Here is a 14,639-nt window from a genome sequence, read left to right on the forward strand (position 1 = left end):
TTTTAATGTACACTATTTTTTTCGTTTCACTACAAAAAAGTGTTAAAAATTGTTGTATTCTGATTTATTTCTTTCTATATGGTCATTAAACCAATCTACAATTGCTTTTAGGCGGGCAATACGTCGGTTTGGTTGACCTGAGCGAGATAATTCGTGATTTTCTTGTGGGAATCTTAAGAAAGATACCTTACGTTTTAAGGCCTTTAGGTATACATAAAACTGGTCAGCTTGCTCGATTGGGCAACGAATATCTTCTTCACCATGAATCATTAATAAAGGTGTATTTACTTTTTCTACATATTTAAGTGGAGAGCTATCCCACATTTTTGTTACATTACCCCAAGGTGTGCAACCAATTTCACTCTCTCCAAAGAAATAGCCAATATCACTAACACCAAAGAAGCTTAGCCAGTTACTAATAGAACGCTGGGTAACTGCTGCTTTAAATCTATTGGTATGACCAATAATCCAGTTAGTCATAAAGCCACCGTAACTTCCACCAGTTACACCCATTCTGTCTTTATCTACATAAGGTAGGGTTTCAGCGTAGTCTACAGCCTTCATTAAATCACCGTAGTCGTTTCCACCGTAGTCTCCACGAACGGCATCAGCAAATTTTTGTCCATAACCTTGACTACCACGGGGGTTAGTAAACATTACTACATAACCAGCAGCAGCTAAAAGCTGAAACTCGTAAAAGAAGCTAGGGGCATATAAGCTATGTGGGCCACCATGTACCTCTAATACAAATGGATACTTAACGCCTTCTTTAAAACCATAAGGCTTTAAAATCCAACCCTGTATTTCCCAGTTATCTACACCACGGTACCAAAACTCTTCTGGCTCTGCAATATAACACTCATTTAATATTTCATCATTAACTTTAGTTAGTCGTTCCAGTTCACCTGTTGTTAAATCTACTAAAGCAATATCTCCTGGCTGTAACGCATTAGAGTAAACCACAGCCGCTTTATTGGTTTTAAGGTTAAAACTATAGCCAGTAATTTGCATACTACCACTAGTTAATTGAGTTACATCTCCACTAGCAAAGTCTACTTTGTGAATATGGGTACTGCCATGAATACTTGAGGTCACATATAAAAACTGACCACACTTACTCCATACTGCACCTGTAAACGGAGCTCCAAGTTTCATATCAGAGCCATGATTAATACCTAGGTTATTATCAAAATTAGCTGTAAGCTCTCTAATTTCTCCGTTATTGTTGTCTCTTACAAATAAACGGCTATTAGTAGCGCTTTCGAACTCAAGTTTATGACCATAAAATGCTAAGTAACGACCATCTGCATTAAATACAGGCAAGCGGTATTGACCATCGGTATTTGTTAGCTTAGTAATTTTTTTATCTTGTAAACAAATCTGCCATAAATCCTGTACTCTTATAGTATAGTCAGCATCTTCACAGCGATGACTTTGAAATACTAATGATTTACTATTAGGAGCCCATACTGGGGTATTTTCACTATACTGACCACTTGTAACTTGCTCAATTTCTCCTGTAGCTACATCTGCTACAAAAATGTGTTTAACTTTTGTGCCTAATAAACCTACTCCTGGTAAACCATTAAGCTTAAACTTTAATTTATCTATTTGGCGAACAACTTTGTGTTGTTTCTTTTCATTTTTATCTCTATCGTCTTCAGCTAAGTTTTTTAGTTCTGTAAGGGTTTGCCCTTCAAACATGTTAGCTGTAAAGGCAATCTTTTTACCACATGGTGACCATACTGGGTCATTAACTCCATAACGAAGCTCCACTAAAGGACGAGCCTCTCCACCAAAAGCTGGCATAACAAATAGTTGTTTTTTACCGTTTCTTTTAGAGATAAAGGCAATTTGGCTGCCACATGGTGACCATTTTGGACGTTCATCTACATTGCTAAAAGTAAATTGTCTATTTGTTTTATTGGCAATGTCGTAAATCCAAACATTAGGAAGATACTTTTCATCTTCTGTTGTACTTAAAACATATAATATTTTGCTTCCATCTGGAGATAGTTGTGGATCATATGCAAACTTAAATTTCATAAAGTCCTCAACTTTAAATTGACGCTTTTTCATTTAAATCCCTCCTGCTTATATTTTTCACTATGTATACTTCTCTACCCAGCACGTTAACCCTTCCATTACCTAAACAAAATTTATATCCTTTTGTAGCATGTGCAATAAAATAAAGATTAATTATAAAAATATGGAATTAATAGCTACTGGTATTGGTATATTTATAAAAACACAGTGGCGGACAACAAAGTCCGCCACTGCAAATTGTATTTTTTTTAATTAATCAACCTAATAATTTCTTTACTTAATCTTGTACTGTGATTGAACTAATAACTTGCTCTAAAAACGTTATAATATATGGGTTACTTTCTTCACTTAAAGTAAATGTAAATGCCATGTAACGGCATTTTTGAAAATGCTCATTATCCATCATAAAATCGTATCCCATTACACACTTTGGATTACAGGCCTCAGGGTCTATTAATCGTTTGCATACAGAGGCTTTTTTTATTTCTTTTTTCATTTTAGCTGGTAAGCTATTAAGAAAATCTTCATGTTTTACAATACTCTTAGGATAAATGCGTAGTTTCATACCCGACTTTCTAGCTACAAAAGAGGCTACTGTTTTTTTATTTAAAAGGTAAGAAACTAAAAAGCCATTTTTAGCAGGCTTTATATTACATTTACATTTATTTAACATAAGTAAATCATTTATTTTAGTAACAAATAATTGATAACGACTGTCAACCGTGTTTAAAAACTCGTTAAATTGTGCACTCACTTTCTTCACTCTTTCTTATTGACATAAACTTTAGGGTTTTTGCACTACAGGTATCCACACTTCGTACTTAGCATTTTGGGGATCATCATTAAGGTATACTTCAATATCTGGAGCATTAGCATACTCATAGCCAGAGCTAGGCAACCATTCGGTAACTATACGTTGCTCTAATTCATTGATAGATTGCTTCGCTCCACCACCGGAGAATATGGCCCAAGTTGCGGCTGGAACAATATATTCTGATAAGGTGTTGTCTATGGCATGGTCACTAGCCACAGCAATAAAGTATTTCCATTCCTGCTCATCATTACAAGCACTCACCCCTAATAAACCTGCTGGTTGACTGTTCATCATTTTAGCCAGTTTTGCTATGGTTCCTTGCATAGCTGCCTTTTGCCACATTTGAGGCACAAGTTCATAGTTCTTTTCTATTTCTTTGTGTAAGGGTTCTACTACTCCAATTATACGAAAGGCTTCTTTTTTTTCAATTCTGTAATTCATTCCACAAGCTCCCTTAATGGTTATTTTGAAGCTAATAGGTGGATAGGCTTTTAAAGCAATAACTGACTCTTTAACAAGTGATGGAGCTACCCCATGAATTTTTTGGAAAGCCCTATTAAATGCTGTAGGTGAAGTATAACCGAATTTTAATGCTACATCAATAATTTTCTTATTACCATTCTGTAACTCAACTGCTGCTAGTGACATACGCCTACGACGTATGTACTCAGAGAGTGGTATATTCGCCATATAAGAAAACATTCTCTGAAAATGATAAGTAGAGCAACAAGCTATTTTAGCAAGCTGTTCGTAATGAATTTTCTCTGTGATGTGTTCTTCAATATAGTTAATTGCTTTATTTAGTCTATCAATCCATTCCATAACTACTAACTCCTTTGTTATTTTAATTGCTTTGTAATAGCTTGTCCTCTCTTTTTATGCCTTAATTAACGAGCAACACTACATACGACACAATCGTATTATTATTATAATCTATTGTATTATAGATACTTGTTAAACCAGTCAACAATAGCTTGTAAACGTTCTACTCTACGCTTTGGTTGACCAGACCTAGAGAGGTCATGATTTTCATTAGGGAAACGTAGTAATTCTACTTTTTGTTTTAATCTCTTTAAAAATGTATATAATTGATCAGCCTGTTCCATACACGACCTAATATCTGACTCTGCATGGATGATTAATAAAGGTGTCTTTATATTTTCTACATATTTAAGAGGAGACATATCCCATAGTTTATCAAAGTTATGCCATGGTAGGTAACCAAACTCAGCCTCACTAAAATAGCAGCCACAATCACTCATACCGCTAAAGCTAAGCCAGTTATATACACCTCGCTGAGCAACCGCTGCTTTAAATCTATTGCTATGACCTATAATCCAAGCAGTCATAAAGCCACCAAAGCTACCACCTGTTACCCCTAGTCGTTTGTTATCTACATATGAAAGTTTTTCAACCTCATCTATTACTTTCATTAAGTCGCCATAATCTCCTCCACCAAAATCGTTGAAATTAGCACAGGTAAATTCTTGACCATAACCATTGCTTCCTCTGGGGTTAGTAAACAGTACACAATAACCAGCTGAGGCTAATAATTGAAACTCAAAAAAGAATAATGGGGCATACATTACATGGGGTCCACCATGTACCTCTAACACTAGGGGATACTTTTCACTTTCATTAAAGTTATAAGGCTTTAATAGCCAACCTTGAATATCCCAATTATCTTTGCCTTTAAACCATATTTCTTCTGGCTCAGCTACATAACACTCATTTAATAAATCTTTATTTACCATAGTAATTTGCTCAAACTTGTTGTTTTGCAAATCTAGTATTGCTATATCTCCGGCAGTAGTACTATTGGCAAACTGAATAACGGCCTTATTATGCTCTGCATTTATGCTGTAGCCATTAATTTGAATGTTTTGTTTAGTTATTGTTGTTATTTCAGCTGACTTAATATTACACTTTGCTAACTGGGTATTGCCATGTTTAGAGTAAGTGAAATATATATATGTACCACATTTGCTATAGATAGGAGCAGGAATTGAGGTTTTTAAGGTCATATCCGCAATATGCATTGAACCAACATTGTAATCAAAATCTGCTAAAATATCTGTTTTATTAAGGCTATTGATATCTACTATATAAATACTAATGTTAGTAGCTGTATGGTGTTGTAATTCGTGACCATAAAAGGCTATTTTTTTGCCATCGGTACTAAAAGTAGGACTAGCAACTAATCCTTTACACTTGGTTAATCTTTTTTGCTCTTTGCTTTTTAGATCAATTATATAAAGATCTGAATCCATAATATTATAACCTATATCTTCAGCCATATTGCAGCTAAACGCTATATTTTGGCTATTAGGTGACCATGTAAATTCATTTATGCTATAACTACCACTTGTTAGCTGTTCTATTTTGTATGTTTTTAAATCTAGTATAAAGATATGCTGCACCTTATTGTCTATTAAACCAGCTTGAGGCAAACCATTATATTTATAAAGTAGCTTAGTAACTCTTTGAGATATTTCTTTTTGATCTTTAATTTTTTTATCATTTTCATCTTCGGCACACTTTAATAAATCATCAACTGTTTGTTTTTCATACATCTCTGCTAAAAACGCTATTTTTGTGCCACATGGTGACCATACGGGTTCGCCAACACCATATCTAAAGTCTACAACTGGCTCTGCTTCTCCACCATTGACAGTCATCACATATATTTTTTTACGATCTTTACGGCTTGAGTTGAAGGCAATTTTGTCACCATTTGGTGACCATCTAGGATTTGAATCTGAGTTTCCGTAGGTAAACTGACAATTGTTATTGGAAGCGATATCATATAAACAAATATTAGAAAGGTATTTTTTTTCTTCCATACTACTTTTAACATATAATATTTTTTTTGAATTTGGCGCAATTTGGGGATCATATACAAAGTTAAACTGCATAAAGTCATTTACATTAAACGGTCGTTTGTTCACATTAAGCCCTCCTCAAAATTTATAATAAATTAATATTTCTACAATTCATTGTTATATCCTTCCAAATTAATTATTATTTATTGAGTTTTACTGTAAATTTAGGGTATATAATAGGCTTATTAAAAACTATACTTTATAATATATCTCCAGATTTATATAGGATTTTTAGAGTTTAAAACCAAAAACAAACCTTATATTAGTTTTTGCTTTTAAAAAAAAGCTAGGCAGCTTTTTAGCTGCCCAAAGGATGGAGTTTAATTCAGGAATGAGTTCAATAAGTAATATAATTAAACTCACAATATCTACTGCAATACAAAATGAGAATGTAAAAGGGGATGCATTGCTAATTTATAGATATTTATTCTTAAATTCTTTTTCATTATATAGATTAAAAACTGCCTAATTGTTAAGAGTTTGTAAAGAAAGTGACAAATAAACCACTGCTTTTATTTAAATATTTGTAAATTAAATTTAACATAAATTATCTATTTAAATAAACTAAAATATTTACAACTACAAAACTTTTTTTTAAAAATATTTTGTGTTTTGCTTGGTTTATCTAAAGTAATATTTTAATTTATATTACAATACATAACATATATTAAGTTATTTACTGTTATTTTATAATATTACTCTATTATTATATTTTTGATTATATAAACTACAGAATACTCCATTTTTAAATAACAATTGATCTGGAGTACCTTGTTCCATTACTATGCCATTCTCTAATGTTATTATATAATCTGCTTTTAATGCTAAGTCTATATCATGAGTTGCTATTACTAGTGTGCTTAGCTGTTGTTTTAGGGTATTAAAAACCAGTTCACTAGTATGGTTATCTAACGCTGATGTTGGTTCATCAAGTAAAATAACAGGTGCTTGACGCACCAAGGCTCTAGCTAATGCTACTCTTTGTTTTTGCCCACCCGATAACTCAATACCTTTTTCACCGATTACGGTTTCATATTTATTATTTAATTGCAAAATAAAGTCATGTGCTTGAGCTAATTTTGCCGACTGGCTAACTTCTTTGTTAGTAGCTTGTAAATTGCCAATTTTAATATTATCCATTACTGAACTAGTAAACAAATAAGCATTTTGAGGCACATAGGCTAACGAGTTTCTAATTTGTGATAGATTTAGCTCATTAACTCCTGTTCCATTAATGTTTATACTACCTTGCTCTGGAAAGCATATTCCAACAATAAGTTTTAATAAAGTGCTTTTACCACTACCGCTGTGTCCTACAATAGCTGTATACTTTGCTTTAGGAATTTGTACTGATACTTTATTTAATATTGGTATATTTTCATGATAAGAGTATGTAACATTGTTAAATTCTATTGCTGGTAAGGTGTGGTACTCTTTAATAATAGGTTCCCTATCTAGTTTAATTTTAGGTTTAATATTTGCTATTTCTTTAATTTGTTTTTGGATTCTCGTTAAGGATACACATGCTTGTTCAGACTGCTTTAAATAATAAGGTAATCTTTGAAATAAAGAAGAAACATGTCTTCTTAATTGATTGGCAATTAATACTTCGGGTATTGTATTTAAACCAAGTAATACCAGATAACTACCCAGCATTATCACAGACAGAATTACTATCATACTAATTAATTGATTAAAGGTGCCTAATACTGCCTCAACATTAACTCTTTTTATATTATTTTGCTCTAATACTTGGCTTTCTTTAGTATAGCAGTTTGCATATTTGTGCTCTAAATTAAAGCTTTTTAGTACCACTAAACCATTTATAATTGAGCTTACTTTTAGTACTAGTTTTTCAATTTGTGCCTGTCTTTTTTTACTTAGTGTTTTAAAACTACTAGATAAATGCTTGTTACCTAATGCACCTAATATGCTAATGAAAACACAGGTAATCATTAACTGCCGGCTTACATAGGTTAGCCATATAAGCCCCCTAAAAAAAGGAAAATACTGGAAACAAAACTAGGTATTGTTATTCTATAGTAAGCTTCAATATGCTCCATATCACTATTTAACAGAGTTACTATTTTTCCTGAATCAATTCTATCTACAAACTTATAGTCTTCCTGCAAAACTGTTTGAACTAACTTTTGTCGTAAAATTGCTACTGATTTTAAACTTAGTATACCGTATAAGTAATCAAAAATATTTTGCAATACATTTAATAATTGCATAATAGAAAACAATATAACTACAGTAAATATTAAATCTCGAAAATTGCCCGCTAACATCGACTTATAACTGCTACCAATCATAGATGTAAATACAAATTCTAAAGCCATCCAAGATAAACAACCTAGGATAATAAAAAAGTAGTACTTTTTCTTATTATGAATAGAATTTAAAACATGCAAATATTTCTTCACTCTTAGTTACCTCCTTGTTGTAAAATAAGATATTTAGGATAGTCAATTAATTTTCCATCTAAAATAGCTATTACTCTATTCGCTAAAGCTAAAGACTCTTGTTTATGGGTAACTATCAAACAGGTTTTATCTTTTGTGTTATCTGTTATTGTTTGCCAAAGTTTAGAGGCAGTATGTAGATCTAAGGCTGAGGTGGGTTCATCAAGAAGCCAAATTGGAGCATTTTTAATGATAGTGCGAGCAACTGCTATACGTTGATTTTGACCCCCTGAAAAATTACTTGCTGATTCCTTTACAATTGTTTCATATCCGTTCTCATTATCTTCTATAAACTCATTTGCTTGCGCTTGTTGCGCAGCTATTCTTATATCTTGTTGAGTAGCATTTTTATTGCCATCAGCTATGTTATTAGCTATAGATTGGGGAAACAAATAAGACTCTTGAAAAACCAAGCCAAGCTGTTCTCTTAGTTGATGTTTATTCCATTCTCGAATTTCTTTACCATATACACAAATACTACCTGTATAATTTGGATATAACCCAAGTAATAGCTTTATAATTGTGCTTTTTCCTGAACCACTGCTACCAACTAAAGCTAGCTTTTCACCTGCCTGTACTATAAAACTAATATTTTGCAAGGTCTGATCTGGGGCAGATTTATACTTAAAAGAAACATTATTAAAGCAAATAACAGGGTTGCACTTAACTAACTCTACCTTGGGTAGTTGCTTTTCTTGCTTTAAAACTATAATGCTATAAACTCTTTTTACAGAAACCATACCACGTTTAATGTTTCCTAAAAGAGTTGGTATGCCACTTATTGGCCAACGAATATCATCAATTAAAAATGTAAATGCAGTTAATTGTCCAATACTTAAATCACCTTTAATAACAAAATAACCACCAAACACTAAACTAATAGCATATGGCATTATTCCTATCATATTACCTAGTATATTTAATATTACTCTGTTTAATAAAATTGATTTACCATATATTATTGTTTTTTTAATTTTCTTTGAAATACTATTAGAAAACTGTTGTTGTAGATTATAACTATGAATTGTTTCTACACCTAATACTATTTCTTGGGCTTCATTATTAATAAGTGATAATTGCTTTTGCATGCTTAAGCTACGTTTTCCAATAATATCTGTTAGTTTTATCGCTAAAAAGTAAAAAAAAGGTATAGTTATTAAAGAAACCAGCGTTAATTGCCAGTTACTAATAATCATATAAGTTAAAGCAATAATAGCTCTTATTGGATTTAAAAATATGTTAATTAAAGTTATATGTATTAATGATTCAATTTGCTCTAAATCACTGCTTAACTTTGTTAAATAATCACCAGAGCTTGACACAGTAACACTTGCATAATCTGCTTTTAGAATATTTTGGGTTGCTGTTGTACGCAGATTATGCATATTTCTTTCAGTAAAGTAGCCCATGCTTTTTTCACGAATATAGCGCATAACTGCTAATGAAATCATTATTGACATTAAAGTAAATAAGGAATTACTAAAGTTAGCTCTATTTTGAGCAAAGGCATAGTCCATAGTTTTACCCATAAAAATGGTTTGCATAACTTTTGCAAAAGTTGAAAATATCGCAAAAAAGATACCTATCAATAATAATTTTTTGTTTAATAATTTCTTAATAAACCCAAACAAACTTATTTCTTTGCTCATATTGTAGCCCCTAATATTTTAATTAGATATGAATAGTATAAATATTGTAAATATAAGTATATATTTAGTATATCAAAATACAATTGTAACATCTAGTGTATACAATATTATTAGTTAAAAAATACAAACTAGATAATCAAGATAAACCATTACATAATTTAAAAGCAATATAGCTGGTTTATTTAATGATTATCTAGTTTATAAAATCTTTTACAAACTTAATAATTTACTGCTATAAACTAAATATAAATTGACCAAAGTTTTATTTATTGCAGCATCCTTCGTTACAAGATCCGTCACCAGGTTTAGAAATTTCTTGAAGAGCTAGTCCTCTAACTTTATCAGTTAAATTAATCATGTTTTACCCCCCTTTCGTATAATTTTTATCTTTAGGCTAATGCCTATAAAGATACGAAATAAGTTAAAGTGGCTGTCCTACCTTTGATAAATTTTCTTTAAATAGTTCGAAGTTGTTTTCCTTAACTAACTTAACAATCCAACCAGCTTTTTGCTTGAAAAAATCTATTCTTGTTTTGCAAAACCAGTCTGGAATTTTGTTAATATTTTTTTCTACTAAATATATTTTAGCTGGACATCCTTTGCATTCATCTACAAACCAACACTCTTGACATTGTGGGCTATTCTCTTTATATGCAATACTAACTTTTTCTTTTGCCTTTTGAATTGTCTCATCAAGATTATTATTAAAAACGTTACCAATTTTTAATTCATTTATCATAGCTAAATTATGGCATGGGTAAATGTCACCATCAGGGGTAATACATATTACTCCTTCACCTAATGGACATAAAGCATCATACACCTGTTTTTTACCTAACCTAAACAACGAATCTACCCATTCCCAGTCCATAACAGGGGATTTTTCTAATAATATGTCTTCATAAAAACTATTAAATAACTCATTTACATTCTTTAATTCTTCTTTGAGCTCAAATGACATAGACATATCTTCTCCCATACAACTATGACATAACACCATATTTTTGCCGTTTAAATCTAAATCATTTATAATATATTTTCTTAACTGTTTCATGTTATAACCAGCTTGCAGGTGGTGTTTAGTATAAACTGTTTCTATAGAAATATTAGTGTCTTTAATATGTTTACGTAACTTGCTAATATTACTTTTCACTAAGTCATAAGAGCCACATCCATCTTCAAAGGGCCTCATTTTATCGTGAATATTTTTAGGTCCATCAATGCTAACTGTAATTTGCATGTCATACTTTTTAAGAATATTAATAATATGATCATTAACAATTGTGCCATTTGTTATTACCGAAAAGTTTGGTGTTGTTTTTTGCTGAGCAATAAAACCTTCAGCTAAATATGTAATCATATCTGTGTTAAGTAATGGCTCTCCACCAAAAAATAATATACTACTAAGGTTTTTGCCTTTAAAAAATTCTAATATTTGACTAGCTACATGCTTGCTTAACAGCGCTATATCTCTACCATATGACCCTTGCGATGCATAACAATACTTACATCTTAAATTGCAATCATGAGAAACGTTAATGACTACTTGCCTAAAGTAATTATCAGGCTTTTTGCTATCTTCAAAACTCTCATTCATCCTTTTCTTAACATCATCACATATTTCATTAAAATATTTAGCAATTTTTTCTTCCATATTCGTGGGAGCAGCTACCGATAAATCTATAGTGTTATTTTCTTCAACATAATTAATAAAATCATCTTCTACAGCATACATGCTCTGTGTTGACGGCTGATATAAAACATAATCTCCAAATTGAGTTTTGAAATAGCAAAAATCAAAAGTGATTTCTGGCAAAAGTATTCTAAATTTTTTAACATCGTACACGCTTTATAACCCCCTTATAAAACTTAGTAAAAATATTTTAAAGCAATATAAAAAATATATATTACTTAAAATCAATCTATAATTTGTTAACCTTATAAGAAAAATAGCATTAAAAATTTGTCAATATAGTCTAGTTATAATATTATTTAACTATATTTTACATTACTACAATAATTTAAAGTTGTAAAGGTTTATTTCTATTTAATTCCTTTTATTTACTAATATTATTTAAATAGCTGGCAATTTTTATTTAAAATTAAAAGAGACTAGCTTTAGGCTCGTCTCTTAGCTATTAATATTTTAATAACTTGTAAATCTATAAAAGTTTCTTAATTCTTTATATTTAAGCGCTTCACGTTTAGTTTAAAATAACAAAATACAACCCATAGTTTTCTTATCATGTATAGCCCTCTTTATTTATGGTATGTAATTATATTTTCAATATCTTACACTAAAATATGCTTTTTACACTTTTATGTTACCAAATTTACGATTTGAAGACTTACTATTATGGGTGATGTTAAGGTACTTGTATTAGGCGAAGACAAGCTTCGCCTTAATTCAATTAATTTCCATTACAATGATTCATCTACTGAATCGCTATAGATAATAGTCCACATAGCGTTCCACCAGCTTGGGTTATTACATTTCCAAGAATTACAATGTTTACACATTGGCAGTTTACTGTATTCTTGATTTATATGAATTTCTCTTATTTGCTTTAATTTTTCACCTTGCCAAACCTCTTGCAAACTTTGTTTTGTTAAATCTCCCAAAACAATGTTTGCGTTGTAATCCATACAGCATAAAGGAACTTCTCCATTCCAATGTACATTTAAGATTTGCCATAGCTTATAACAAGGTATTCTTTGTAATCTTATCGGATGATATTCATTTCCTCTATCGGGCTGATTGCCGTGCCAATCATCATAAGAAACAGTTCTTACATCATCAACTATTACTCTCCAAAACTTTTCAAACTGTTGTAAAAGAGGCATAAGTTCATGCATCAAAATATAATCGCATACAATTAAAGGTTTAGTTAAACCACGTTTATTACGCTCATTAACAAAATGAATTATTCTCTCAACCACCTGGTAGTAATCTAGCCCTTGTAGCTGTTTATATTGTTGCTCGTTAATACCATAAAAGCTAATATGAATTTCGTCTACTAAATTATTATCTAAAATCTCTTTAATGTGTTCATTTGTACATAAACTCATATTGCTATGCAATATTACAGAGCTTTGAGGTTGCAGCTCTTTACATTTTTTTATAATGTTAATAATACGTTTATCCATAAATGGTTCACCCATTAAAAATGGTATTAACGTATTCACTTCATTACATTGTTTGAGAATATTTTCAATAAGCTCATTGCTCATTTTACCTTTTTCTCTTGTCATTATTGAATGACAGCAAAACTCACAGCTAGCATTACAATAAGAGTGGGTCTCGAATTGAACAGTTTGGGGTCTTTTTTCTAGGGACTCTATTACCACATTTTCACCCCTAATTTAGCTTTTTTTCTATTTCACTTAATACTCTAGCAACAATATCCATCTCTTTATACGATATTAATAGTTTTTTTGCTGTAACTGCATTAACAAAGCTTTCTAGTTGATTTTGCAGTTGATCTTTACCTGCTACCCAGGTTTTTGTTTGCTGTTCGAGTTTAAAGTATTGATCTTTATTTAGTTCATTATTTTCACATGGTAGTGTTGTAATTATAGTTTTATTCATGAAGTCAGCCTCAACAAACTGGCCAACAGCATGTATTTTACATACTCTGTTTCTTTGTTCAGTTACTCTTGATGCTAACAAGCTAACTAAAATTCCCCTTTCACTTTTTAGGGTAACATAAACAATATCTGTTTTTTGAGAGTGAATTGTTTTACCCCAAACACTTTGCACAGTAAAATCCTCTTGTAACAAGTAAGATATTAAATCAATATCATGTACTAATAAATCGTATACAATAGATGTTTTAGAATGTTTGTTAGAGTATCCCCCTGTTCTAGCTGTTTCAATAGAAATAATATTAGTTTGAGGTAATTGTTGCTTTAGTGCTTTATATGATGGATTGTATCTTTCTACTTGCCCAGGCTGTAGTATTAAATTGCGTTTTTTGGCTATTTCAATAATTCTTTTGCTAGTTTCATAGTCTGTGGTTAAAGGCTTTTCGCATAGTACATGTACATCACTTAACAAAGCTTCTGTAGCATGTTCATAATGATATGGGCTAGGTGAGGCTATTATTACAGCATCTACTGCCTTTAAAAGCTCTTTTGTGGTACTAAAATACTTAATATTTGGGTGTTTTTTTTGCACTGTTGAAACTGTTTTTTCATTTACATCATAAAAGCCAATTAACTCTATCTCTTTATTAGAGACTGCTTTTAATATGTGAAACTGCCCCATTTTTCCTGCACCAATAACACCTATTTTGAGCTTGTTAATGACAGCTTTATTTTCAGTTTTAAGAACCCTTGCTGGGTTTCCTACAACAACAGTATTAGCAATAACATTTTTGCAAACCACTGCTCCAGCTCCTATTAATGCTTTTTCACCAATACATACCCCGCATACTATAGTAGCATTTGCTCCAATAGAAGCACCTTGGCACACTAAGGTTTCAGTAATATGCCATTTACCTACCGCACTAGGGTGTTTATCATTTGTAAATGTTGCATTTGGACCAATAAATACATTGTCCTCAATAACTACTCCTTTATAAACAGAAACTCCATTTTGAATTTTTACATTATCTCCTATAATTACTCCATTATCTATATAACAGTTTTGCCCTATATTGCAGTTCTTGCCAACTACGCATCCCTCTCGCACATGACTATAGTGCCATATTTTTGTTCCTTCTCCAATTTCAGAGGGTTCGTCAATAATAGCCGTTGGGTGGGCAAAATAACTTTTCATTTA

At 31.3% G+C, this 14,639-nt stretch carries 10 protein-coding genes; all 10 read right to left on the minus strand.

What is annotated here, in order from left to right:
- Positions 1-42: 42 nt before the first annotated feature.
- On the minus strand, positions 43-2,079 hold the full coding sequence (locus IMX26_RS06255; RefSeq protein ID WP_195160817.1) for a S9 family peptidase: 2,037 nt from the start codon (positions 2,077-2,079) through the stop codon (positions 43-45).
- A 244-nt stretch (positions 2,080-2,323) separates the two neighbouring features.
- Positions 2,324-2,800, minus strand: coding sequence for a hypothetical protein (locus tag IMX26_RS06260; RefSeq protein WP_195160818.1), 477 nt, complete (start codon positions 2,798-2,800; stop codon positions 2,324-2,326).
- A gap of 30 nt (positions 2,801-2,830) precedes the next feature.
- Entirely contained in the window at positions 2,831-3,682 is an 852-nt protein-coding gene (locus IMX26_RS06265) for an AraC family transcriptional regulator (RefSeq protein WP_195160819.1), read from the minus strand.
- A gap of 119 nt (positions 3,683-3,801) precedes the next feature.
- Complete coding sequence (locus tag IMX26_RS06270; RefSeq protein WP_195160820.1) at positions 3,802-5,808, minus strand: S9 family peptidase; 2,007 nt, start codon at positions 5,806-5,808, stop codon at positions 3,802-3,804.
- Positions 5,809-6,429: 621 nt separating this feature from the next.
- Positions 6,430-7,698: an ABC transporter ATP-binding protein gene (locus IMX26_RS06275; RefSeq protein ID WP_195160821.1), complete on the minus strand. Its 1,269-nt coding sequence runs from the start codon at positions 7,696-7,698 to the stop codon at positions 6,430-6,432.
- Between the two features lie 20 nt (positions 7,699-7,718).
- A complete protein-coding gene (locus IMX26_RS06280) occupies positions 7,719-8,168 on the minus strand; it encodes an ABC transporter ATP-binding protein (RefSeq protein WP_195160822.1) in 450 nt (149 codons plus the stop codon).
- 2 nt (positions 8,169-8,170) lie between these two features.
- A complete protein-coding gene (locus IMX26_RS06285; RefSeq protein WP_195160823.1) occupies positions 8,171-9,856 on the minus strand; it encodes an ABC transporter ATP-binding protein in 1,686 nt (561 codons plus the stop codon).
- A 421-nt stretch (positions 9,857-10,277) separates the two neighbouring features.
- On the minus strand, positions 10,278-11,702 hold the full coding sequence (locus tag IMX26_RS06290; protein WP_195160824.1) for a radical SAM protein: 1,425 nt from the start codon (positions 11,700-11,702) through the stop codon (positions 10,278-10,280).
- Between the two features lie 575 nt (positions 11,703-12,277).
- Entirely contained in the window at positions 12,278-13,204 is a 927-nt protein-coding gene (locus tag IMX26_RS06295) for a radical SAM/SPASM domain-containing protein (protein ID WP_195160825.1), read from the minus strand.
- Between the two features lie 10 nt (positions 13,205-13,214).
- On the minus strand, positions 13,215-14,636 hold the full coding sequence (locus IMX26_RS06300; protein ID WP_195160826.1) for a Gfo/Idh/MocA family oxidoreductase: 1,422 nt from the start codon (positions 14,634-14,636) through the stop codon (positions 13,215-13,217).
- Between the last annotated feature and the right edge of the window lie 3 nt (positions 14,637-14,639).

The sequence above is a fragment of the Clostridium sp. 'deep sea' genome (assembly GCF_014931565.1).
Classification (GTDB): Bacteria; Bacillota; UBA994; order PWPR01; family PWPR01.